Here is a 22,168-nt window from a genome sequence, read left to right as displayed (position 1 = left end):
CGGGTCACACCTCCCCGACCGGCCGGAACGTTCACTCGCCGTGGTGCGAGCGCTGAGCCTGGCTGCCAGTGGCGGTGCCCCGGTGCGGGACACCGTCCCTGACCCAGCGGCGTTGCGGCGAGTTCCCGGAACGTTCACGCATTCCTGGTCGGGCGTCCGGTGGTGGACTCGGCCGAACCTACCGGCCCCCCGCCGTCGGCTGTCAACAGCCGTTCGACCTGCGGGTCGTTCCTCAATGCCCTGGTCAGCGGGGCGGACGCGCGGGCCGTGCGACGAGGCTGCGGCACCGGATCGGCGGCACGCCACCCCCGGAGATCACTCGCCCGGCCGTACGAACACCGTCCGTCCGCCCACCACCGTGCGCAGACAGACGGGCAGGTCACGGCCCGGGGTGAGGTCGGGCAGGCCGGGGGTGCCGGAGCGGGGGTCGGTCGACCAGCGGGCGACCCGGTCGTCCGGCGCCTGGACCACCAGGTCGCCGGTGCGCCAGACGGCGTAGTCGGCGGGCGCACCGGGGACCAGCACACCCGCGTCGTCCCGTCCGGTCGCCCGCCAGCCGCCCCGCGTGTGCGCGGTGAACGCGGCCCGTACCGAGACGCGGTGCTCGGGCGTCCGGTGGAAGGCGGCGGCGCGGACCGTGCCCCACGGGTCCAGCGGCGTGACCGGGCTGTCGGAGCCGAAGGCGAGCGGGACACCGGCCCGCAGCAGGGCCGCGAAGGGGTTCAGCGAGCGAGCTCGTTCAGCGCCCAGACGGGCGCTGTACATGCCGTCCTCGCCGCCCCACAGGGCGTCGAACGCGGGCTGCACGGAGGCGGTCAGGCCGAACTCGGCGAAGGCGGCGATCGTCTCGGGGGTGAGCATCTCGGCGTGCTCGATCCGGTGCCGGGCGGCCCGGACGCGAGCGAGGCCGACCTTCTCGGCGGCGGCGCGCACCCCTTCGACGACGGCCGTCACGGCGGCGTCGCCGATCGCGTGGAAGCCCGCCTGGAGCCCCGCCTCGGTGCAGGCGGTGACATGGGCGGCGACGGCGGCGGCGTCCAGGTACGCAGTGCCGGTGTGCCCGGCGTCGGCGTAGGGCTGGTGCAGGCAGGCGGTGTGCGAGCCGAGGGCGCCGTCGACGAAGAGGTCGCCCGCGGCGCCGGCCGCGCCGAGCTCCCGCGCCTTGGCGACATCCTGTTCGGCCCAGTAGCCGACGACCCGGGGTCCGGGCTCCTCGGCGGCGAGCCGGAGCAGCCCGGTGAAGTCGTCCTCGGAGGAGATCTCCGGGCCCGCGCACTCGTGGAGGGTGCCGATGCCGAGGGAGGCGGCGTGGGCGAGGGCCGCGCGCTGGGCCTCGGCGCGCTGGGCCGGGGTGACCGCGCCGAGCGCGGCGGCGCGTACGGCGTGGTGGGCGTCGGCGGTGAGGGGGCCGTCGACGCGGCTCAGGGCGGCCAGGTCGAGCAGGGCGGTGGTCACGACCGCCGAGTGGACGTCGATCCGGGACAGATAGAGGGGCCGCCCGCCGGTGGCCGCGTCGAGTTCGGCCCGGGTCGGCGGTCGGCCGCCGGGCCAGCGGGCGGAGTCCCAGCCGTGGCCCAGCAGGACGCGGTCGTCCGGGCGGGCGGCGGCGAAGGCCCGTACGAGATCCAGGGCCGCCTCCAGGGTGGGGGCTCCGGACAGGTCGAGGCCGGTCAGGGCGAGGCCCGTGGCGGTGGTGTGCACATGGGCGTCGGTGAAGGCGGGGGTGACGAGCGCGCCGTCCAGGTCGATCACCTCGTCGACCCCGTCGGCGAAGGCGTCGGCGGCCCCCTCGGAGCCGACCCAGGCGACCTGCCCGCGCTCGACGACCATCGCGGTGGCGAAGGGGTCGGCGGGGCTGTGGACCTCTCCTCGGCGGAGCAGGACGGTCTGGGGCTCGGGGCTGCGCTCACTCATGGGGAACAGTCTCCCGCCTCGCCCCGGCCGCCCGGCACGCAGGTGGGGTCAGATGCGCGGCGGCCGGGCCTCGTACGGAGTCGACAGCACGACCGTCGTCCGGGTCGACACCCCCGCCAGCGAACGCACCCGCGCCAGCAGCTCCTCCAGTTCGTGGGGCGTGGACACCCGCACCTTGAGGATGTAGTTCTCGTCGCCGGCGACGCTGTGACAGGCCTCGATCTCGGGGACCCCGGCCAGCCGTTCCGCAATGTCGTCGGGTGCGCTGGGGTCGAAGGGTTTCACCGAGATGAACGCCGTCATGGGCAGCCCGACGGCCTCGGGGTCCACGACCGCGGCGTAGCCACGGATGACGCCACGCTGTTCGAGCCGTCGCACCCGCTGGTGCACGGCCGACGTGGACAGGCCCGTGGCCTTGCCCAGGTCTGTGTAGCTCATCCGCCCGTCCTTGACGAGCAGCTGCACGATCTGTCGGTCCAGCTCCTCCATGGCGCTAGAACCTACAGTGCCCCTGACCTCCTCGGATACCTGAGCGGCCGCAGTCATGCCCGGTTCGTGATGTGACCGGGAGCAGCCGGTGTGCCGCGCGGGGCACGAACCGTCCCGGGCACCTGCGGACGGCATGTGACGAACGACACAGCCCCTGGACCGGCTCCGTGATGTTCTCGTGATTACCTCCCGGACGGGGCGGGAAGTGCTTGCTGTGGTCGAGGCCGCAGCGCCTGAACGGCCCAGCCCGAGGGGGAGAATCCCATGCAGAGTCTTAAGCGCCCTGGTCGTACCGCACCCAAGCGCCCGCAGCTTGTCGTCGAGCCCGAGCCGGAGGGTGTCGAACCCGACGCCGACTTCGCCGACGAGGAGTTCGACGCGTACGACACCTTCGAGATGTACCGGGTGATCTGCCCGGACTGCGCGCAGCCCATCGCGCTGCTGGCGGACGAGGAGGTGCTGCCCGAGCACGCGCTGTGCGCCTCGCCGTGGAACCCCTTCGGTCTGACGGTGTGCGCCGGCACCGGCCGTCGCGCCACCGACGCCCGCCCCGCGGACGAGTCGGCCGAACCCCAGGAGCAGGACACCGCCCTGCTGTTGACGCTCCCCCAGGGGCTCGACTGGCGGACGCAGCCGTTCTCGCACGTCGGCGGCCCGGGCTCCCGCCCGATGCGCGTGCCGGTGATGCGCCGCCACGCCGCCTGAGCGACCCTCCGTACCGGCCCACGCCGAGTCCCGCGCCACGCCAACTGGTTGCCGTGGCGCGGGTCCCGTGCGCCCGCAGGGGCGTCGGCGGGTCCGCTGGACCCGCAGAGGTGCCGACAAGTGGGTGTGCCCGCAGGAGCTTAGGCGGGTCCGGTGCGCCCGCAGGAGCTTAGGCGGGTCCGTGCACCCGCCGAGGTGCCGGCAAGTCCGCTGTCCCCGCAGAGGCGTCGGCAAGTCCGTGCGCCCGCAGGGGCATCGGCGATCACCGCTGTGGCCGCAGAAGCGCCTGCGGGTCCGTGCACCCGCAGAGGTACCGGCAAGCCCGCTGAGCCCGCAGGGGCGTCCGCGGGTGCGTGCGCCCGCAGAGATACGGGCAAGCCCGCTACGCCCGCAACGGCGCCGGCAGGCCCACGCGCCCGCAGGGGTGTCGGCGAACGCACAGCCGATTCCGTGCATCGGTGACCTGCCCGGTCACCACCGCGTTGCCCTGGTATGACCCCCACCTATTCGACGACCGGGCGTCCGCGACGCGTCTTCGTGCCGCCCCCGGCAGAATCGGTTCCGCTTCCTCCGCCGCCGCCTCAGGACCCGCCCATCTACCGGGATCTGATGCGCACCTGGGCGGACCGTGGCCGCACGCTGCCGGGCCGCCACGACCCGGAGTGGATCCGGCTGGCGGCGCCGACGGTGCGGCCGGGTGAGTTCAGCGCCCCTCGGGACCCGCTAGGTGACGGGCGATGACCATGCGCTGGATCTGGTTGGTGCCCTCGACGATCTGGAGCACCTTGGCCTCGCGCATGTAGCGCTCGGCCGGGAAGTCGGCCGTGTAGCCGTACCCGCCGAGGATCTGCACGGCGTCCGTGGTCACCCGCATCGCGGTGTCGGTGCAGTGCAGCTTCGCCATGGCCGCCTGCTTGGCGAACGGCCGTCCCGCGTCCCTGAGCCGCGCCGCCGTCAGGTACAGCGCCCGGCCCGCCTCGATCTGGGTCGCCATGTCGGCCAGCATGAAGCGCAGGCCCTGGAAGTCGGAGATCGGCCGCCCGAACTGGCGCCGCCCCGAGGCGTAGGCCACCGCCTCGTCCAGCGCCGCCTGGGCCACGCCGATGGCGCAGGCCGCGATCCCGAGCCGCCCGGAGTCCAGCGCGGACAGGGCGATGGCGAAGCCCTGCCCCTCCTCGCCGATGCGCCGCTCGTCCGGCACCCGCACTCCGTCGAAGTGGACCTGCGCGGTCGGTGAGCCCTTCATGCCCATCTTCTTCTCGGGCGCGGCTCCGCTCAGCCCCTCGGCGTCGCCGGGCACCAGGAAGGCGGTGATCCCACGCGGGCCCTCCTCGCCGGTGCGGGCCATGACCGTGTAGAAGTCGGCGATGCCACCGTGGGTGATCCAGGCCTTGGTCCCGGTGATCACCCAGCCATCGCCATCGCGCACCGCCTTGGTGCGCAGGGAGGCGGCGTCGGAGCCGGAGGAGGGCTCGGACAGGCAGTAGGCGCCCAGCAGACCGCCGCCGAGCATCGCGGGCAGGTGCTCGACCTGCTGCTCCTTGGTGCCGTAGGCGGCGAGGGCGTAGCAGGACAGGGTGTGCACGCTGACACCGAGGCCGACGGTGAGCCGGGCCATCGCGAGCTCTTCGAGGACCTGGAGGTAGACCTCGTAGGGCTGGTCGCCGCCGCCGTACTCGGCGTCGTAGGGAAGTCCGAGCAGGCCCGCTTCGGACAGCAGGGCGAAGACCTCGCGCGGGAAGCGTCCGGCGTCCTCCTCCTCGGCCGCCTTCGGGGCGATCTCGCGCTGGGCGATGTCGCGGACGAGCGAGATCAGATCCCGGGCCTCGTCCGTGGGCAGTTGCCGGTCCACCGGCTGCGGGGCGCGGTCGGGCATGGCGACGCTCTCCTCCCTTGTCGGGCGCATCGGCGGACGTGCGCCTTGGGTGGGGCGGCTCCGCCAGGTCTCACATGGTGCGCCGGCGGCTCGCACTCCCGGGTCGCGGAAGCTGCTGACCAGCGGCTGTGCGCTGTGAGTATGCCCGATCGGAGGCACCGAGTCACCAGTTAACGACCGCTTACTCCAAGAAAACTCGAGCCGCGCGAAATGGTCCGAACCATTGACCCAACTGGTCTAGTCCTCCTACTGTGCGGACGACGCTTACCGCGTTCATGCCAATCGGCGCACGTCCCCCTCTCCCCCACGAGGAGACACCCGATGCAGATTCCCCACCGCACCCGTTTCCGGGCGCTGGTCTCCGCCGCCTGTGCGGCCGTCCTCGGCGCCGGACTGCTCGCCGGGGCGGGCTCGGCCACCGCCTCGGCCCCCGACCGGCCGAACGCCCCCGCGGCCGAGGCGGCGGCAGGCTCCAAGGTGATCGGCTACTTCACCGAATGGGGCACCTACGACCGCAAGTACTACGTCAAGAACATCGAGACGTCCGGTTCGGCGGCCAAGCTCACGCACATCAACTACGCCTTCGGCAACGTCACCGGCGGCAAGTGCGTGATCGGCGACTCCTACGCGGCCACCGAGCGGACCTACACCGCCGCCGAATCGGTCGACGGCGTCGCCGACACCTGGGACCAGCCGCTGCGGGGCACCTTCAACCAGCTGCGCGAGCTGAAGAGGAAGCACCCCCACATCAAGGTGCTGTGGTCCTTCGGCGGCTGGACCTGGTCCGGCGGCTTCGGCCAGGCGGCCCAGAACCCGGCCGCGTTCGCCCAGTCCTGCTACAACCTGGTCGAGAACTCCAAGTGGGCGGATGTCTTCGACGGCATCGACATCGACTGGGAGTACCCGAACGCCTGCGGTCTCACCTGCGACACCAGCGGCCGGGCGGCCTTCAAGAACCTGATGCAGGCCCTGCGCGCGAAGTTCGGCACCGGCAACCTGGTGACCGCGGCGATCACCGCCGACGCCACCGCCGGCGGCAAGATCGACGCGGCCGACTACGCGGGCGCGGCCCCGTACGTCAACTGGTACAACCCCATGACCTACGACTACTTCGGCGCCTGGGACGCCACGGGCCCGACGGCTCCGCACTCCCCGCTGACCTCCTACGCGGGCATCCCGAAGGCCGGCATGCACAGCTCGGCGACCATCGCCAAGCTCCGGGGCCTCGGCATCCCGGCCTCCAAGCTCCTGCTCGGCATCGGCTTCTACGGCCGCGGCTGGACCGGAGTGACCCAGTCGGCGCCCGGCGGCACCGCGACCGGCCCGGCGGCGGGCACCTACGAGCAGGGCATCGAGGACTACAAGGTCCTGAGGACCAAGTGCCCGGCGACCGGCACCGTGGGCGGCACGGCGTACGCCAAGTGCGGCTCCGACTGGTGGAGTTACGACACCCCGGCGACCATCGCGACCAAGATGGCGTACAAGAACCAGCAGGGACTGGCCGGCACGTTCTTCTGGGAGCTCAGCGGGGACACCGCGAACGGTGAGCTCATCAAGGCGATCAACTGACCCCTCCAGCGGGGGACCTGGGGGCGGAGACCACGAGACTCCGCCCCTTCGTCATGCCTCGCGGCGGGCGGCCCGGGGAGCCGGGTGGGCGGGGTCCAGCTCCTCGATGGCGCGCAGGGCGCCGCCCAGGGTCTTCACCAGCAGCTCGCGCATGGTGTCCCGGGAGAGCCCGGGGCGGGCCGTCCAGTCCAGGGCGGCACCCTCGACGCTGCACACCCAGGCCAGCAGGCCCATCCGGGCGAGCGGGGAGATGTCGGTACGGCCGTACGCGCCCTCGGCGATGGTCGCGACGATCGCCTCGCGCACCCCGTCCCGGACGGCGTGCACCTCGGCGTCGAAGCCGACCCCGCCGCTGACGATCGCGCGGTAGGCGGCCTGGTTGTGCTCGGCATAGCGCAGATAGCTGTCGAGCGTGCGGTGGACCCGGTCCTCCGGGGGCAGTTCGACGCCGCTCGCCGCGTGGGTGACCAGGTCGGCGACGGAGTCCTCGATGATCGCCAGGTAATAGCCGCGCTTGGACCGGAAGTAGTAGTAGATCAGCCCTTTCGCCACCTGCGCCTGCCGCGCGATGTCGTCCATCGACAGGGCGTCGTAGGAGGTGTCGGCGAACAACCTCCGCCCGATGGCGAGGAGTTCGGCGCGGCGGGCCACCGATCGCTCGGTGCCGCGCGTCCGGGGGCGGACCACGGCAGCGTGCTGCTCACTCTTCACAGTCGACCCTGGTCTCAAGCCGGCGGCGGGACTCCCGCAGTATGCCAGGTTCGAATATGTGTCAGATCACATCGGGTCAGAGCAGACCGAGCTGGGTCACCAGCATCGCGACGACCACGACGAGGGTCCATCCCAGGACGTGTTCGAGGATCTTCGGGCCGTCTTCCGTGGGGCCGCCGGTGCGGACGCGGGCGACCGTGGCTGCATTCGTGGTCATCCGTCCACCTTGCCACCGAGCGGGGCTTTTGTGGCCGAGAGCTTGGTCACAGCGGACGGCCCCCGGCCGGAGCACGGGGGCCGTCGCAGGACTCTCAGCGCACGCCCACCGCCGCGAGCGCCGCGCACTGCCGCTCGGACAGGCGCGCCGGGAAGTACAGGTAGCAGACGCCTCCGGTGCCCGAGGCGACCTTGCCGCTGGCGTTGTACCGCTTGGTCCGCAGCCAGATGTTCTCGAACTCCCGCCTGCGGTACACCCGCCGCACCTCCGGGTTGCTCGGCGAGGCCGGGTCGTTGGCGATCACATCGCCCTCGGCGGTGAAGCCGATCACCGTCATCAGATGGCCCGAGGTGCCGTAGCCCGCCCCCGTCAGCTCCTCCTTCAGGAACGACTGGGACGTTATGGCCGGGATCCCGGCCGCGATCAGCGTCTCCAGGTCGGTCAGCGAGCCGAGCCGGGTGACCACGCCCTGAAGGTCCTTGAAGGTGGCCGCGTAGGCCGCGTTGAAGGGCCAGTTGCCGCAGCCCGCGTACTGGTGGTCGTAGGTGAACCGGGCCGCGTGGCACACCTGCGGGTCGGCGAAGGCCGGGTCGACCCAGGCCAGCTGCTCCTCGGTGAGCCGGCCGCCCCAGTACTCGATGATCATCTGCGAGGAGGTGGGGCTGCACCAGGCCTCGCCGCCGTTGTCGTACTCGGGGTACTGGCCGACGTGGATCTCCTGCGAGTAGCGCGGCACGGCCAGTTCCCGGGCGAGACCCGGCGTGCTGGCCGGGACCGTGAAGCGGTCCGGGACGTCGGAGCCCATGACGCCGACCCGCCACACGGTCGGGGTCCGCTTCGTGCCCGGCTTGCGGTAGAGGGTCAGCCGCAGCCGGTACGAGGTCAGCCGCAGGCCCGTCGCCGGGTCGTCGATCGCGAAGGTGTCGGTCCAGATCGTGGACTTGTCGTCGGTCTGGTCGTCGACGGAGGTCCGCCTGATGTCCTGGTCGCCGGCGGCCCAGCGGCCCATGACGTACCAGGGGGTGTCGGTGCCGTCGGAGTAGGTGCCCTTCAGCTCGACCTGGAGCCAGGTGCCGGCCGGGGTGTGCGCGTTCCAGGAGGCGATGGCCTCGGTGGAGGGCACCGCGAGCCGGTGGACGGGCGAGGTCCAGGTCGCGTACTCCCAGCCGGCGGTGGTGCCGGTGTGCGGGTCGGTGTAGTCGATGCGGCCGACGGGGGTGCCGATCGCCACCCCGGGACGGGCGCCCGTGACGACACGGGTGCCCTTGCCGGTGCCCGAGCGCCAGTCGGTGTACGTCGTCCAGGCGCGGTTGTCGATCTGGCCGGCCGCGGACTGCGCGGGGCCGGCCGCGTCGGCAGCAGCGGCCGCGGCCGGGACCGCGCCTGCTCCACCGGCCACGGCGGCGGCGACGGCGGCGGTCAGGACGGTTCTGCGGGACGGCTGTTCGGATCTGCTCATGGGCGGAAGACCCCCAGGTGTCTGTCGGGGCAGGTCCAGTGCACGTGTGTGCGCCAACTATGGCCGCAGCCGACGCCTCTGGCCAGCACTCTCGGGCATGCCGCGCCAGGAACATTGGCCTTGACCACTGACGCCGCCCGAGGTGCCGCCTCACTAGACTTCCGGTGCACGCCTCACTCACCCCGGGAACCGCCATCGACCACCTCGCCGCACGGCTCCACCGCCTCCCCGCGTCCTGCGGTCCCGTCCGGCTGATCGGCGTCGACGGGCACGCCGGCTCGGGCAAGTCGACGTTCGCCGGGCGGCTGGCGCGAGCGCTGGACGGGGCCCCGGTGCTGCGGCTCGACGACATCGCCAGCCACGACGAGCTCTTCGACTGGACGGGCCGGCTGCAGACCCAGGTGATCGAACCCCTCTCCCACGGCGAAACCGCGCATTACGCCCCCTACGACTGGCACGCCCGCCGCTTCCGGGACCCCGTGCCGCTGCCGCCCGCGCCGGTGATCCTGGTCGAGGGCGTCGGCGCCGGGCGGCGCGCGCTACGGCCATATCTGGCCTTTCTGCTGTGGATGGACCTGCCGCCGGCCGAGTCCTGGGCGCGCGGCCGGTCGCGGGACGGGGAGGAGCAGCGGGAGTTCTGGGACGGCTGGGTCGCGGCGGAGGAGAAACACTTCGCCGCGGACCCCTCGCGGCCCTTCGCGGACGGGTTGGTACGGCAGTGCGCCGAGGGGTACGAGCTGCGTCCCGGGCCTGCCGGGACCCTGGAAACCGACCACATCATTACTCTGCGTGAGGGACCCTCCGCAATGTGGTGAAGTGGTGAAGGGAGGTCGGCGAGAACTCGCCGCAGGGCCCCAACTCCGCTTGACCCAGGGGCCGTACAGGTCTTACGTTCTCAATGCGCGGTCGATGCGGACCGCCCGCCAGACGCGAAGCCCCCGGTTGTTCCCCCGTGATCGGGGGCTTCGTTCTGCCCTCACCCCCTTTTCCGGACGCGCCGGGCCGTGATTCGCTCACCCTCGGTCACCGGCCGATGCGCCCCCCGTCTGCTCCCACCTCGCCAAACGGCCGGTGCGGCACCCTGGGGCGGGCCACACCCCCGCAGGTACGATGCCCTCGGTGCGACCTGGAGCCGACAGCGCCGCGCACCGTTGCAACTCCGGTCCGCAGCACGGCGGTTCTACTCTCAAGGCCGACGGGCGACGGCCCGGTGGCCAACCGACGGGGGCACGGTTTGTGGGGGACGTGATGGACTTCGGCACGCAGGGCCCGGAGGCCCCGGCCGACCTCGCCTGGCTGCGAGGCGTGGATGCCTACACCATGGGCGCTTATCCGCAGGCGGAGGAGGAGTTCCGCACCGCGGTGCGGATGGATCCGGGCATGGCCGACGGCTGGCTCGGTCTGCATGCGCTGCGCGTCGACACGACGACCGCGCTGCTGCGGATGTTCCGGCACCGCGACCGCTTCGGGGAACAGCGCGCCCGGCACCGCCGCACCCTCAACTCCTGGTACTGGCTCGGCTGGTGGGTGCAGCCGGTGCTGGAGAGCCCGCGCGATCTGCTGCTCGCGCACGCCTCGCACTGGCTGGACGGCCGGCATGTGCCGGAGCTGGACCGGGCGCTCGCCGGGCTGCCGCCGGTGGACGCCGACGCCCAGGTCCGCTTCCTGCACGCGTGCCGGGCCTATCTGGTCAAGGACTGGGAGCAGCTCGTCCGGCACACCGACCCGCTGATCGACGACCCCATGCTCGGCATCGAGGCCGGGCTCTTCGGCGGCATGGCCCGGGTCCGGCTGGAGATGTACGGCCAGGCCGAACCGCTGCTCTCGGCGGCCCTGATGCGCTGCCGCAGCGAGCAGCCGCAGCGCAAGGAGCTGCGGTACTGGCTGGCGCGGGCGCACGAGGGCACCGGCCGGTCGGCCGCCGCGCTCCCCCTGTACCGGGCGGTGCACCGGGTCGACCCCGCCTTCATGGACACCTCGGCCCGGCTCGCCGCCATCGCCGAGGGCGACGGGTACGACGAGGCCGGCGATCTCGCACCGATCACGCTGACCGGGTTCGGCCAGGACTCCGTCGACGGCCCCGACACCCTCGACCCGATCTTCGGCGAGGGGCGGGACCTGAAGTTCTCCGGGCCGGATCTGCCGTCGTCGGGCCCGCTGCCGCCGGTGCCCGACCCGGCGGTGCGCGAGCGGGCCGGCCTGCCCGGGCAGCCGCTGCCCGCGGGGCCCACGGACCCCGGGTTACTCGAGGAGGCGCTCGCCGAACTCGAGCGCATGGTGGGCCTCGAGCCGGTCAAGCGCCAGGTCAAGGCGCTCTCCGCGCAGTTGAACATGGCCCGGCTGCGGGCGGGCCAGGGGCTGCCGGTCCAGCCGCCGAAACGGCACTTCGTCTTCTCCGGCCCCTCCGGCACCGGCAAGACCACGGTCGCGCGCATCCTCGGCCGGGTCTTCTACGCACTCGGGCTGCTCGGCGGTGACCACCTCGTCGAGGCGCAGCGGGCCGACCTCGTGGGCGAGTACCTCGGACAGACGGCCGTGAAGGCGAACGAGCTGATCGACTCCGCGCTGGGCGGGGTGCTCTTCGTCGACGAGGCGTACGCGCTGTCCAACACCGGATACGGCAAGGGCGACGCGTACGGCGACGAGGCGCTCCAGGTGCTGCTGAAGCGGGCGGAGGACAACCGGGACCACCTGGTGGTGATCCTGGCCGGCTACCCCGAGGGCATGGACCGCCTGCTGGCCGCCAACCCCGGTCTGTCCTCCCGCTTCACCACCCGCGTGGATTTCCCCTCCTACCGGCCGCTGGAGCTCACCTCCATCGGCGAGGTGCTCGCCGGTGAGAACGGCGACGTGTGGGACGAGGAGGCCCTGGACGAGCTGCGCTCCATCGCCGGGCACGTCGTGGACCAGGGGTGGATCGACGAGCTGGGCAACGGCCGGTTCCTGCGGACGCTGTACGAGAAGAGCTGCGCGTACCGGGATCTGCGCCTGTCCACCTACCCGGGAGCCCTGACCCGGGACGACTTGTCGACCCTGCGGCTGCCGGATCTGATGCAGGCCTACGGCGAGGTGCTGTCGGGGCGCGGGCCGCAGGATCCGCCGGCCCTGTGAGGGGACGGATCCCGCGCCCGCACCCCGCTACGACGCCAGCACCTGTTCCGGCTGCTTCGGCACCTCCCGGTGCGCCGGGTCCGTCACCTCGCCGACCAGCAGCTCCAGGACGTCCTCCAGGGCGACCAGGCCCAGCACCCGGCCGGACGCGTCCGCGACCTGCGCCAGGTGGGTGGCCGCCCGCCGCATGACCGTCAGGGCGTCGTCCAGGGGGAGTTCGGGGCGCAGCGTGGTCATCGGGCGCCAGATCTGCTGGGGCACCGCACGCTCCGAGTCCTCCAGATCCAGTACGTCCTTCACGTGCAGGTAGCCCATGAAGGCGCCCGTCTGCGCCACCACCGGGAAGCGGGAGTAGCCGGTGCGGGCGGTCAGGCCGACGATCCGGCCCGGGGTGACCGAGGGCGGGACCGTGATCAGGGACTCGCGGCTCAGGAGGACGTCCGCCACCGTGCGGGAGCCCAGCTCCAGGGCGTCCTCCAGGCGCTCCTGCTCCTCCGGGTCGAGCAGGCCCGCCTGTCCCGCGTCCTCCACCAGCCGGTTGAGCTGCTCGCTGGTGAAGACGGCCTCGACCTCGTCCTTGGGCTCGACCCGGAACAGCCGCAGGATGCCCCGGGCGCAGGCGCCGAGGGCGGCGGTGAGAGGCCGGCAGAGGCGGGCGAAGGCGACCAGGCCCGGGCTGAGCCAGAGCGCGGCCTTCTCGGGGGCGGCCATCGCGAGGTTCTTCGGGAGCATCTCCCCGACGACGAGGTGGAAGAAGACGACCGTCGCCAGGGCGATGACGTACCCCAGCGGGTGGATCATCGCGTGCGGGAGACGGACCCACGCGAAGAGCGGTTCCAGGATGTGCGCGACCGTCGGTTCGGCGACCGCGCCGAGGGTCAGCGAGCAGACCGTGATGCCGAACTGGGCCGCCGCCATCATCTGCGGCAGATGCTCCAGGCCGTACAGCACCTGGCGGGCCCGGGCCGTGCCGAGCGGTTCGATCTGGCTGCGGCGGACGGAGACCAGGGCGAACTCGGCGCCGACGAAGAAGCCGTTGGCGAGCACGAGCAGGGCGGCGAAGAGGAGTTGGAGCACGCTCATCGGACGGCCTCCACCACGGGGGCGGTGCGCACGAGGCGGACCCGCTCGGCGCGGTAGTGACCGACCTGGCGCACCGAGAGCCGCCAGCCGGGCAGTTCGGCCTTGTCACCGGGGACCGGGATGCGGCCGAGCAGGTCGGCGACCAGACCGGCGACGGTCTCGTACGGGCCCTCGGGCACGTCGAGTCCGATCCGCCGCAGGACGTCGACGCGGCAGCTGCCGTCGGCGTCCCAGGCCGGCCTGCCGTCCTCGGCCGGGGCGGCGGCGAGTTCGGGGACGTCCTGGCCGTCGTGCTCGTCGCGGACCTCGCCGACGAGTTCCTCGACGATGTCCTCCAGGGTGACGACCCCGGCCGTGCCGCCGTACTCGTCGACGACGACGGCAATGGGCTGTTCGCTGCGCAGCCGGGCGAGCAGCGGCCGGACCGGCAGGGTCTCGGGGACCAGCAGGGCGGGCCGGGCGATCCGGCCGACCGGGGTGCGCAGCCGGTCGGCGGCGGGGACCGCGAGGGCGTCCTTGAGGTGGACCATGCCGACGACCTCGTCGATCCGCTCCCGGTAGACGGGGAAGCGGGACAGGCCGGTGGCACGGGTCAGGTTGACCACGTCCTCGGCGGTCGCCGACGACTGCAGCGCGCTGACCCGCACCCGGGGGGTCATCACATGCTGCGCGGTGAGCCCGCCGAGCGAGAGGGTCCGTACGAAGAGGTCGGCCGTGTCCTGCTCCAGGGTGCCGGCCTGCGCGGAGTGGCGGGCCAGGGAGACGAGTTCGCCGGGGGTGCGGGCGGAGGCCAGCTCCTCGGTGGGCTCGATGCCGAGCGCGCGGACGAGCCGGTTGGCGACGGAGTTCAAAGCGGCGATCACCGGCCGGAAGACCCGCGCGAACAGGTGCTGCGGACCCGCGACGAACCGGGCGACCTGCAAGGGCCGGGAGACCGCCCAGTTCTTCGGCACAAGTTCGCCGATCACCATCTGCACGGCCGAGGCCAGCAGCATGCCGACGATCACGGCGACCCCGGAGACGGCGCCGTCGGGGATGCCGATGGCGGTGACCGGGCCGTTCAGCAGCTCCGCGAGCGCCGGTTCGGCGAGCATGCCGACCACCAGGGAGGTGATGGTAATGCCCAGTTGGGTGCCGGAGAGCTGGAAGGAGAGTTCCTTCAGCGACTCGACGACGGTACGGGCGCGGCGGTCGCCCTCGGCGGCGGCCTTCTCGGCCTCCGGGCGCTCGACCGTGACCAGGCCGAACTCGGCGGCCACGAAGAAGCCGTTGGCGAGGATCAGCAGGAATGCCGCGGTGAGCAAGAGCAGGGGGGTGGTCATGCCGCCGCCTCGGTAACTCGGGAGGGGGCGGCGCAGGTACTACAGGACGATCCGTCCATCGCTGGAGGGAGTCACTCCTCGGGTAGCAGGGAACATCAGCGGCGGAGGCGTCACGAGAACGCCTCCGCCAACAGATTAATCACGACCGGGCTCTCTAGGGCAGATCCCTCGTGCCGCGGGCCTCCACGAGCGCCCGCAGCGCGCGGGCGTCGGCGATGGCCTGCTGCTTGGCGATGCCGGGCTGGATGCCCAGGGCGGGCAGGCTGGTGCCGTCGCTGAGGTCGAGGAACACCCAGGGGTCGCCGGGCCGGAGGTTCACCTGGATGATCTCGGCCCACTCCAGCCGGCGCCTGCCGGCGATGTTCACCACGGTGACGCCGGCGTCGTCGGCGACGACCCGGACCCGGGCGAGCAGGGCCAGGACGCCGAACATGAGCGCCCCGGTGAAGACGAAGCTGAGGCGCTCACCCGGGCCGAGCTTCTCCAGCAGCAGGGCCACCGTGGTGATCACGACGAAGATCGCGGCACCGGCGGTGAGCAGGACCGCACGGGTGCGGCCGGGCCGGAAGGTGACGGGGAGGGCGGGAAGGTCGGACATCTGGTGTGCTCTCAGAGGCGGCAGGCGTGGATGGCCGTGGTGAGGATGGCCCGCGCGCCGATGTCGTACAGGTCGTCCATGATCCGCTGGGCCTCCTTGGCGGGGACCATCGCCCGGACGGCGACCCAGCCCTCGTTGTGCAGCGGGGAGACGGTCGGGGACTCCAGGCCGGGCGTGAGGGCGACGGCCTTCTCCAGCTGCTCGACGCGGCAGTCGTAGTCCATCATCACGTACGTCCGGGCCACCAGGACGCCCTGGAGGCGGCGCAGGAACTGCTGCACCTTGGGGTCCTCGGCGTCGGCGCCGGTACGGCGGATCACGACGGCCTCGGACTTCATGATCGGTTCGCCGAAGACCTCCAGGCCCGCGTTGCGCAGCGAGGTGCCGGTCTCGACGACGTCGGCGATGACCTCGGCGACCCCGAGCTCGATGGCCGTCTCGACGGCGCCGTCCAGGTGGACGACGGAGGCGTCGACGCCCTGGTCGGCGAGGTACGCCTCGACGATGCCCTCGTAGGAGGTGGCGACCGTCCGGCCCTTCAGGTCCTGCACGCCCTGCGCGGTGCCGGGCTTGGCGGCGAAGCGGAAGGTGGAGCGGGCGAAGCCGAGCGGGAGGATCACCTCGGCGTCGGCGGCGGAGTCGATCAGCAGGTCACGGCCGGTGATGCCGATGTCGAGGCGGCCCGAGGAGACGTAGATCGCGATGTCGCGGGGGCGGAGGTAGAAGAACTCGACCTCGTTCTCCGGGTCGACGATGCGCAGTTCCTTGGACTCGCGGCGCTGCTGGTAGCCGGCCTCATGCAGCATCTCCGCCGCAGGGCCTGACAGGGAACCCTTGTTGGGGACGGCGATGCGCAGCATGAGGTCGGCTTCCTTTGCGTGAGATGTGCGGGTGGGTGGGGCAGCGGCTCAGAGGTGGGCGTAGACGTCGTCGAGGGAGATCCCGCGCGCGACCATCATCACCTGGACGTGGTACAGCAGCTGCGAGATCTCCTCGGCGGCGGCGTCCTTGCCCTCGTACTCGGCGGCCATCCACACCTCGGCGGCCTCTTCGACGACCTTCTTGCCGATGGCGTGGACACCCTTCTCGACCAGTTCCGCGGTGCGGGACGTGGCGGGGTCGCCGGTGGCTGCCTTGTGCTGGAGCTCGGTGAAGAGCTCCTCGAACGTCTTCTTGGACATGGTGACGCTCAGCCTATGCCACGTACCCGCTTCGTCAGCGCCAGGGTTCGGATACTGAACGCAGCGTGGCCGCGGTGGCGACCGCCGCGGTCACCGCCTCGTGGCCCTTGTCCTCGTTGGAGCCGGTCAGTCCGGCCCGGTCCAGGGCCTGCTCCTCGGTGTCGCAGGTGAGGACGCCGAAGCCGATGGGGACGCCGGTCTCCACGGAGACCTGGGTGAGGCCCTGGGTGACGCCCTGGCAGACGTACTCGAAGTGCGGGGTGCCGCCCCGGATGACGACGCCGAGCGCGACGACGGCGTCGTAGCCGCGGCCCGCGAGGACCTTGGCGACGACCGGGAGCTCCCAGCTGCCGGGGACCCTGAGCAGGGTCGGCTCGTCGATGCCGAGGTCGTGCAGGGCGCGCAGGGCGCCGTCTACCAGGCCGTCCATCACCTTTTCGTGCCACTGCGCCGCGACGACGGCGACCCGCAGATCGCCCACGTTCTGTACGGACAGTTCCGGTGCACCCTTGCCGCTCACGTCTCTCCTCGGTTGCCTTGCGCTTACTGGTTGCCGCACGCGGAGACGGGGGCCGCCTCCAGCCAGGGCAGGTCGTGTCCCATCCGGTCCCGCTTGGTGCGCAGGTACCGGAGGTTGTGCTCGCCCGCGGTGACGGGCATCGGCTCCCGGTCGGTGACCTTGATGCCGTGCCGGACGAGCGCGTCGGTCTTGTCGGGGTTGTTGGTCATCAGGCGGACGCTCGTCACCCCGAGGTCGGCCAGGATCTGGGCGCCGGCCGCGTAGTCCCGCGCGTCGGCGGGCAGCCCCAGCTCCAGGTTGGCGTCCAGGGTGTCGCGGCCGCGCTCCTGGAGCTCGTAGGCGCGCAGCTTGGACAGCAGTCCGATGCCGCGTCCCTCGTGGCCGCGCAGGTAGACCACGACGCCCCGGCCCTCGCTCTGGATGCGGTCCATGGCCGCGTCCAGCTGGGGGCCGCAGTCGCAGCGCAGGGAGCCGAAGACATCGCCGGTGAGGCACTCGGAGTGGACGCGGACCACGACGTCCTCGCCGTCGCCGATCGCGCCGTGCACCAGGGCGACGTGCTCGACGCCGTCGACGGTGGAGCGGTAGCCGTACGCGGTGAAGGTGCCGTGCGAGGTCGGCAGGTGGACCTCGGCCTCGCGGCGGACGGTGGGCTCGGCGGAGCGGCGGTAGGCGATCAGGTCCTCGATGGAGATGATCGTCAGGCCGTGCTTGCGGGCGAAGGGGATCAGCTCGGGCAGGCGGAGCATCCGGCCGTCCTCGCCGGCGATCTCGACGATGGCGCCGGCCGGGCGCAGGCCCGCGAGGCGGGCGAGGTCGACGGCGGCCTCGGTGTGGCCGTTGCGGGCCAGGACGCCACCGGGCTTGGCGCGCAGCGGGAAGATGTGGCCGGGCCGGACGAAGTCGTCGGCGCCGGCGGCACCGCTCGCCAGCAGCTGGAGCGTGGTCGCGCGGTCCGAGGCCGAGATGCCGGTGGTCACCCCGTGGGCGCCCGAGGCGTCCACGCTGACGGTGAACGCGGTCTTCATGGACTCGGTGTTGTTCTCGACCATCTGGGGGATGCGCAGCCGGTCCAGCTCCTCGCCCTCCATGGGGGCGCAGATCAGGCCGCGGCACTCGCTCATCATGAACGCGACGATCTCGGGGGTCGCCTTCTCGGCGGCGATGACGAGGTCGCCCTCGTTCTCCCGGTCCTCGTCGTCGACGACCACGACCGGGCGGCCGGCCGCGATGTCGGCGATGGCCTGCTCGATCGGGTCGAGCGACCAGTCCTCGATGTTGTCGCTGCTGTACAGCACAGGGACCCTGCTCATGCGGGCGCTCCTTCCAGGACGGGCCGCGAGTCCCTGCGGGAGCGCAGCCACCAGTCGCGCATGCCCCACAGGACGAGCGCGCCGTAGATGACGTAGACGAAGCCGGAGAAGGCGTAGCCGTTCGCGAAGTTCAGCGGGACGCCGACGAGGTCGACGAGGAGCCAGGCGAACCAGAACTCGACCATGCCGCGGGCCTGGGCGTACATCGCGACGACGGTGCCGACGAAGATGTAGGCGTCCGGCCAAGGATCCCAGGACAGGCTCGGGTACGCCTTGAAGAGCAGGGCCACTGCGACGGTGCCGGCGGCGGCCGCGGCGGCCATCAGGGCGCGCTCGGTCCAGGTGGCGAACCGGACGGCGACCTTGCCGTCCGCGGCCCGGGCGGTGCCGCGCTGCCACTGCCACCAGCCGTACAGGGCGACGGCCATGACGACGACCTGCTTGCCGGCGCTGCCGGTCAGATGGCCGTAGAAGGCGCCGAAGAGGACGAGGCCGGAGAGGAACTGGACCGGCCAGGTCCACAGGGAGCGCCGGAAGCCGAGGGCGAGGGCGATCAGGCCCAGGATGTTGCCGACCATGTCCGACCAGATGATGTGCTGGCCGAACAGGACGAAGGCCTCGGAGTTCAGCCAGTTCACTTGGCCCCTCCGAGGAGGCTCTCGACGTACTTGGCGACGATGTCGACCTCGAGGTTGACCGGGTCGCCGGGCTGCTTGAGGCCGAGCGTGGTCAGCGCGAGGGTGGTGGGGATGAGGCTGACGGTGAAGTAGTCGGGGCCCGCGTCGACGACGGTGAGGCTGATGCCGTCGACGGTGATCGAGCCCTTCTCCACGACGTACCGGGCGAGGTCGCCGGGGAGCGAGATCTTGATGATCTCCCAGTTCTCGGAGGGCTTGCGCTCCAGTACCTCGCCGGTGCCGTCGACATGGCCCTGCACGATGTGCCCGCCGAGGCGTGCGCCGACCGCGGTGGGGCGCTCCAGGTTGACGCGGGAACCGACGTCGAGGGCGCCCAGGCTGGAGCGGTTCAGGGTCTCGGCCATCACGTCGGCGGTGAACTCGTCGCCCTCGTGCTCCACGACCGTGAGGCAGACGCCGTTGACCGCGATGGAGTCACCGTGCTTGGCGCCCTCGGTGACGACGGGGCCGCGCAGACGGAAGCGACAGGCGTCGCCGAGGTTCTCGACGGCGGTGATCTCGCCCAGCTCTTCGACGATTCCGGTGAACACGTCCCGGGTCCTCCTGCCACATCGGGGCACGGACTCCGGGGGCTGTCGCGGAACGACAGAGACCGCGGACGACGACACCGGGGGCGACGCCGGAAAGACCCGTCCGCAGGGGACGAGCTCAGATCGGCGGCGCGCACGAATGCCCGCCCGCCGCGCACTGCCTCCCATCCGGACTTTAACCGTCGGTCCAGGAATTTCACCTGGTCAACCGGCCGCTGGAGGCGACCGGGTCGCGGACTGTAACCGCCGGTTCGGACTTTCACCGACCCCGGAGTGCGCTGCTTCTGGTACAGGGCCAGTGTGCCACGCCTGATCGGCGTCCATGCGGGGGACGGCTGTGGGGTGGCTCACAGGCTGCGCGGCTGGACTTCTCTTCTCTCCGAATTGGTCCATACCTATTGACGCATTGGTCTAGTCCTCCCTAGGGTCTGCGCAACTTCCGTGGAGAGGAACCGACTTGCTGTCACGCAACCGAGCGAGACCCGCCCTGTTCGCCGCGGCGGCCACGGTCGCCGGCCTGGTGCTCGCGGGCCTTCCGGCCACCGCCTCGCACGCCGCCGACCAGGAGTCCTGCCGCCCCGACGGCCTCTACAAGACGCCCGGCGTGGACGTCCCCTACTGCTCGGTCTACGACGCCGAGGGCCGGGAGAAGATGGGCGCCGACCACCAGCGCCGGGTGATCGGCTACTTCACCGGCTGGCGCACCGGCAAGGACGGCACCCCCGCCTACCTCGCCCCGGACATCCCCTGGGACAAGGTCACCCACCTCAACTACGCGTTCGCCCACGTCGACGGCTCGAACAAGCTCTCCGTGGGCGCGGACGGCCCGACCAACCCGGCGACCGGGATGACCTGGCCGGGGGTGACCGGGGCGGAGATGGACCCCGGTTTCTCCTACAAGGGTCACTTCAACCTGCTGAACAAGTTCAAGAAGCAGCACCCGAACGTCAAAACGCTGATCTCGGTCGGCGGCTGGGCCGAGACCGGCGGCTACTTCGCGGCCGACGGCACGCGGGTGAACTCGGGCGGCTTCTACTCGATGGCCACCAACGCCGACGGCTCGGTCAACCAGGCGGGCATCGACACCTTCGCGACGTCCGCCGTCGACTTCATCAGGAAGTACGGCTTCAACGGCGTCGACATCGACTACGAGTACCCGACGACCATGAAGGACGCGGGCAACCCGCTCGACTGGTCCCTCTCCAACGCCCGCAGGGCCGGTCTGGTCAAGGGCTACGCGGTCCTGATGAAGACCCTGCGCGAGAAGCTCGACCGGGCGGGCGCGGCGGACGGCAAGCACTATCTGCTCTCGGTCGCGGCACCCTCCTCCGGCTACCTGCTGCGCGGCATGGAGACCTTCCAGGTCCAGAAGTACCTGGACTACGTCAACATCATGTCGTACGACCTCCATGGCGCCTGGAACGAGTACGTCGGCCCCAACGCCTCGCTCTTCGACGACGGCAAGGACGCCGAACTCGCCGCGGCGGGCGTGTACTCGGCCTCGCAGTACGGCGGAATCGGCTATCTCAACACCGACTGGGCGTACCACTACTTCCGCGGTTCGATGCCGGCCGGACGCATCAACATCGGGCTCCCCTACTACACGCGGGGGTTCAAGAACGTCACCGGCGGGACCGACGGCCTGTGGGGCAGGGCGCCGTCCACGAACTGCCCGGCCGGGTCGGGGCTGACCAAGTGCGGTGACGGGGCCACCGGGATCGACAACCTCTGGCACGACCTCGACACCAACGGCAAGGAGTCGCCGGCCGGTTCGAACCCGATGTGGCACGCCAAGAACCTGGAGAAGGGCGTCGTCGGCGACTACGTCACCCGATACGGCTTCCCTGCGGACACCAAACTGACCGGCACCTACGCCCGCAAGTACGACTCCACGCTGGTCGCACCGTGGCTGTGGAATGCCGAGAAGAAGGTGTTCCTGTCCACCGAGGACGAGCAGTCGGTGAACGCCAAGGCCGACTACGTCGTCCGCAACGGCATCGGCGGCACGATGGTGTGGGAGCTGGCCGGGGACTACCGCTGGAACGCGGCGAAGGGCCAGTACGAGCCGGGGTCGACGCTGACGACCGCGATGTACGAGAAGTTCAAGTCGGCCGCCCCGTACGGCGCGAAGGTCTCGAACAAGGCGATGCCCACGAAGGCCGTCGACATCGGTGTGGAGTTCGGGGAGTTCAAGCTCGGCGACTCCAATTACCCGATCACGCCCAAGGTGAAGATCACCAACCGCACCAAGTCGGCCCTGCCGGGCGGTACGGAGTTCCAGTTCGACTACGCGACCGCCGCTCCGGGGAACGCCTCCGACCAGTCGGGCTTCGGCACGAAGGTGATCAGCAGCGACCACACCGGCTCCAACGTGGGCGGGCTGAAGGGCGACTTCCACCGGGTCTCGCTGAAGCTGCCGAGCTGGCAGGCACTGGCGCCGGGCGCCTCGGTGGAGCTGTCGTTCAACTACTACCTGCCGGTGTCCACGCCGTGGAACTGGACGGTGAACATCAACGGGACGACGTACGCCCTCGCCGGGGACCTGGCCCGCGGCACCACGCTGGTGGAACCGGGATCGGGCACCGGTCCCAGCCCGGACCCGACCAACCCGACACCGACGCCGACCCCGACGCCCGGCACCTGCACCGCGCCCGGCTGGAACTCCACCACGGAGTACGGCGGCAATAGTCAGGTCTCCCACAAGGGGCACTCGTGGAGGGCGAAGTGGTGGACCAAGGGCGAGGAGCCCGGGACCACCGGTGAATGGGGCGTGTGGCAGGACCTCGGCGCCTGCTGAGCCCCATGCTCTGACCGGCCCGGCGGCGGTGACGACGGCCCTTGCCCGCCGCCGGGCCTTCAACCCCCTCCTCTG

Annotated in this window: 21 protein-coding genes and 1 riboswitch; of the genes, 6 read left to right on the top strand and 15 right to left on the bottom strand. The window is 71.5% G+C overall.

The features are described from left to right. Positions 1 to 315: 315 nt before the first annotated feature. Together M8H82_RS22955 and M8H82_RS22950 are read right to left on the bottom strand one after the other, a co-directional pair. Entirely contained in the window at positions 316 to 1,914 is a 1,599-nt protein-coding gene (locus tag M8H82_RS22955) for an amidohydrolase (protein WP_250076802.1), read from the bottom strand. Between the two features lie 48 nt (positions 1,915 to 1,962). Further along, positions 1,963 to 2,403 (bottom strand): Lrp/AsnC family transcriptional regulator, encoded by a 441-nt coding sequence (locus tag M8H82_RS22950; RefSeq protein ID WP_125508282.1) that lies wholly within the window; start codon positions 2,401 to 2,403, stop codon positions 1,963 to 1,965. 264 nt (positions 2,404 to 2,667) lie between these two features. Here M8H82_RS22950 and M8H82_RS22945 point away from each other — a divergent pair, with 264 nt between their 5' ends. Both M8H82_RS22945 and M8H82_RS22940 read left to right on the top strand, forming a co-directional pair. After that, complete coding sequence (locus M8H82_RS22945) at positions 2,668 to 3,108, top strand: hypothetical protein (RefSeq protein ID WP_250076801.1); 441 nt, start codon at positions 2,668 to 2,670, stop codon at positions 3,106 to 3,108. 492 nt (positions 3,109 to 3,600) lie between these two features. Next, a complete protein-coding gene (locus M8H82_RS22940) occupies positions 3,601 to 3,849 on the top strand; it encodes a hypothetical protein (RefSeq protein WP_250076800.1) in 249 nt (82 codons plus the stop codon). Here the strand turns inward: M8H82_RS22940 and M8H82_RS22935 are convergent. Next, complete coding sequence (locus tag M8H82_RS22935; RefSeq protein ID WP_250076799.1) at positions 3,812 to 4,984, bottom strand: acyl-CoA dehydrogenase; 1,173 nt, start codon at positions 4,982 to 4,984, stop codon at positions 3,812 to 3,814. The genes M8H82_RS22940 and M8H82_RS22935 overlap by 38 nt on opposite strands. A 321-nt stretch (positions 4,985 to 5,305) precedes the next feature. Between M8H82_RS22935 and M8H82_RS22930 the strand changes: the two genes are divergently transcribed. After that, entirely contained in the window at positions 5,306 to 6,553 is a 1,248-nt protein-coding gene (locus tag M8H82_RS22930) for a glycoside hydrolase family 18 protein (protein WP_250076798.1), read from the top strand. Between the two features lie 51 nt (positions 6,554 to 6,604). Here the strand turns inward: M8H82_RS22930 and M8H82_RS22925 are convergent, their stop codons facing one another. The 3 genes from M8H82_RS22925 to M8H82_RS22915 all read right to left on the bottom strand — a co-directional run bounded on the left by M8H82_RS22925 (position 6,605) and on the right by M8H82_RS22915 (position 8,940). After that, positions 6,605 to 7,264 (bottom strand): TetR/AcrR family transcriptional regulator, encoded by a 660-nt coding sequence (locus M8H82_RS22925; RefSeq protein ID WP_250076796.1) that lies wholly within the window; start codon positions 7,262 to 7,264, stop codon positions 6,605 to 6,607. Between the two features lie 76 nt (positions 7,265 to 7,340). After that, positions 7,341 to 7,481, bottom strand: a complete 141-nt coding sequence (locus M8H82_RS22920) for an SCO1431 family membrane protein (protein WP_250076794.1) — start codon at positions 7,479 to 7,481, stop codon at positions 7,341 to 7,343. Positions 7,482 to 7,575: 94 nt separating this feature from the next. Then, positions 7,576 to 8,940, bottom strand: coding sequence for a peptidase C39 family protein (locus tag M8H82_RS22915; RefSeq protein ID WP_250076793.1), 1,365 nt, complete (start codon positions 8,938 to 8,940; stop codon positions 7,576 to 7,578). Between the two features lie 164 nt (positions 8,941 to 9,104). Between M8H82_RS22915 and M8H82_RS22910 the strand changes: the two genes are divergently transcribed. Both M8H82_RS22910 and M8H82_RS22905 read left to right on the top strand, forming a co-directional pair. Further along, positions 9,105 to 9,755 carry a hypothetical protein gene (locus M8H82_RS22910; RefSeq protein WP_250076791.1) on the top strand — a complete coding sequence of 217 codons (651 nt, stop codon included), beginning with the start codon at positions 9,105 to 9,107 and terminating at the stop codon, positions 9,753 to 9,755. 433 nt (positions 9,756 to 10,188) lie between these two features. Next, positions 10,189 to 12,051, top strand: a complete 1,863-nt coding sequence (locus tag M8H82_RS22905; protein ID WP_250076789.1) for an AAA family ATPase — start codon at positions 10,189 to 10,191, stop codon at positions 12,049 to 12,051. Between the two features lie 27 nt (positions 12,052 to 12,078). Here M8H82_RS22905 and M8H82_RS22900 read toward each other — a convergent pair whose 3' ends face one another. From M8H82_RS22900 to M8H82_RS22860, 9 genes are all read right to left on the bottom strand, one after another. Further along, on the bottom strand, positions 12,079 to 13,134 hold the full coding sequence (locus tag M8H82_RS22900; RefSeq protein ID WP_250076786.1) for a hemolysin family protein: 1,056 nt from the start codon (positions 13,132 to 13,134) through the stop codon (positions 12,079 to 12,081). Further along, the gene (locus M8H82_RS22895; RefSeq protein WP_250076784.1) at positions 13,131 to 14,456 is read right to left on the bottom strand and encodes a hemolysin family protein; all 1,326 of its coding nucleotides are present in this window, start codon (positions 14,454 to 14,456) and stop codon (positions 13,131 to 13,133) included. The genes M8H82_RS22900 and M8H82_RS22895 overlap by 4 nt, the downstream gene beginning before the upstream one ends. 154 nt (positions 14,457 to 14,610) lie before the next feature. After that, the gene (locus M8H82_RS22890) at positions 14,611 to 15,054 is read right to left on the bottom strand and encodes a PH domain-containing protein (protein WP_250076782.1); all 444 of its coding nucleotides are present in this window, start codon (positions 15,052 to 15,054) and stop codon (positions 14,611 to 14,613) included. Positions 15,055 to 15,065: 11 nt separating this feature from the next. Continuing rightward, positions 15,066 to 15,914: an ATP phosphoribosyltransferase gene (gene hisG, locus M8H82_RS22885; RefSeq protein ID WP_250076781.1), complete on the bottom strand. Its 849-nt coding sequence runs from the start codon at positions 15,912 to 15,914 to the stop codon at positions 15,066 to 15,068. 48 nt (positions 15,915 to 15,962) lie between these two features. Further along, positions 15,963 to 16,235, bottom strand: coding sequence for a phosphoribosyl-ATP diphosphatase (locus M8H82_RS22880; protein WP_250076780.1), 273 nt, complete (start codon positions 16,233 to 16,235; stop codon positions 15,963 to 15,965). Positions 16,236 to 16,269: 34 nt separating this feature from the next. Then, positions 16,270 to 16,755: a 6,7-dimethyl-8-ribityllumazine synthase gene (gene ribH / locus M8H82_RS22875; protein ID WP_250076779.1), complete on the bottom strand. Its 486-nt coding sequence runs from the start codon at positions 16,753 to 16,755 to the stop codon at positions 16,270 to 16,272. Positions 16,756 to 16,778: 23 nt separating this feature from the next. Next, complete coding sequence (locus tag M8H82_RS22870) at positions 16,779 to 18,068, bottom strand: bifunctional 3,4-dihydroxy-2-butanone-4-phosphate synthase/GTP cyclohydrolase II (RefSeq protein WP_250076778.1); 1,290 nt, start codon at positions 18,066 to 18,068, stop codon at positions 16,779 to 16,781. Further along, a complete protein-coding gene (locus tag M8H82_RS22865) occupies positions 18,065 to 18,706 on the bottom strand; it encodes a nicotinamide mononucleotide transporter family protein (protein ID WP_250076772.1) in 642 nt (213 codons plus the stop codon). Before M8H82_RS22865 ends, M8H82_RS22870 begins: the two co-directional genes overlap by 4 nt. After that, on the bottom strand, positions 18,703 to 19,296 hold the full coding sequence (locus tag M8H82_RS22860; protein ID WP_250076766.1) for a riboflavin synthase: 594 nt from the start codon (positions 19,294 to 19,296) through the stop codon (positions 18,703 to 18,705). Before M8H82_RS22860 ends, M8H82_RS22865 begins: the two co-directional genes overlap by 4 nt. Positions 19,297 to 19,446: 150 nt before the next feature. After that, a riboswitch (FMN riboswitch) is annotated at positions 19,447 to 19,577 on the bottom strand. A gap of 176 nt (positions 19,578 to 19,753) precedes the next feature. On the opposite strand from M8H82_RS22860, the gene M8H82_RS22855 reads away from it, so the two are divergent. Further along, positions 19,754 to 22,093: a chitinase C-terminal domain-containing protein gene (locus M8H82_RS22855; RefSeq protein ID WP_250076764.1), complete on the top strand. Its 2,340-nt coding sequence runs from the start codon at positions 19,754 to 19,756 to the stop codon at positions 22,091 to 22,093. Positions 22,094 to 22,168: the final 75 nt, after the last annotated feature.

Source organism: Streptomyces sp. YS415 (genome assembly GCF_023544665.1).
In the GTDB taxonomy this organism is placed as follows: domain Bacteria; phylum Actinomycetota; class Actinomycetes; order Streptomycetales; family Streptomycetaceae; genus Streptomyces.
Note: the sequence above shows the minus strand (reverse complement) of the source record. Positions and strands in the feature narration are given on the sequence as shown.

Excerpts from the sequence above, each read along its gene's own strand:
- hisG (WP_250076781.1), bottom strand. The coding sequence starts at position 15,914 with ATGCTGCGCATCGCCGTCCCCAACAAGGGTTCCCTGTCAGGCCCTGCG.
- M8H82_RS22920 (WP_250076794.1), bottom strand. The coding sequence starts at position 7,481 with ATGACCACGAATGCAGCCACGGTCGCCCGCGTCCGCACCGGCGGCCCC.
- M8H82_RS22895 (WP_250076784.1), bottom strand. The coding sequence starts at position 14,456 with ATGACCACCCCCCTGCTCTTGCTCACCGCGGCATTCCTGCTGATCCTC.
- M8H82_RS22945 (WP_250076801.1), top strand. The coding sequence starts at position 2,668 with ATGCAGAGTCTTAAGCGCCCTGGTCGTACCGCACCCAAGCGCCCGCAG.
- M8H82_RS22890 (WP_250076782.1), bottom strand. The coding sequence starts at position 15,054 with ATGTCCGACCTTCCCGCCCTCCCCGTCACCTTCCGGCCCGGCCGCACC.
- M8H82_RS22915 (WP_250076793.1), bottom strand. The coding sequence starts at position 8,940 with ATGAGCAGATCCGAACAGCCGTCCCGCAGAACCGTCCTGACCGCCGCC.
- M8H82_RS22950 (WP_125508282.1), bottom strand. The coding sequence starts at position 2,403 with ATGGAGGAGCTGGACCGACAGATCGTGCAGCTGCTCGTCAAGGACGGG.
- M8H82_RS22940 (WP_250076800.1), top strand. The coding sequence starts at position 3,601 with ATGACCCCCACCTATTCGACGACCGGGCGTCCGCGACGCGTCTTCGTG.
- M8H82_RS22900 (WP_250076786.1), bottom strand. The coding sequence starts at position 13,134 with ATGAGCGTGCTCCAACTCCTCTTCGCCGCCCTGCTCGTGCTCGCCAAC.
- M8H82_RS22880 (WP_250076780.1), bottom strand. The coding sequence starts at position 16,235 with ATGTCCAAGAAGACGTTCGAGGAGCTCTTCACCGAGCTCCAGCACAAG.
- M8H82_RS22955 (WP_250076802.1), bottom strand. The coding sequence starts at position 1,914 with ATGAGTGAGCGCAGCCCCGAGCCCCAGACCGTCCTGCTCCGCCGAGGA.
- M8H82_RS22905 (WP_250076789.1), top strand. The coding sequence starts at position 10,189 with ATGGACTTCGGCACGCAGGGCCCGGAGGCCCCGGCCGACCTCGCCTGG.
- M8H82_RS22935 (WP_250076799.1), bottom strand. The coding sequence starts at position 4,984 with ATGCCCGACCGCGCCCCGCAGCCGGTGGACCGGCAACTGCCCACGGAC.
- M8H82_RS22930 (WP_250076798.1), top strand. The coding sequence starts at position 5,306 with ATGCAGATTCCCCACCGCACCCGTTTCCGGGCGCTGGTCTCCGCCGCC.
- M8H82_RS22870 (WP_250076778.1), bottom strand. The coding sequence starts at position 18,068 with ATGAGCAGGGTCCCTGTGCTGTACAGCAGCGACAACATCGAGGACTGG.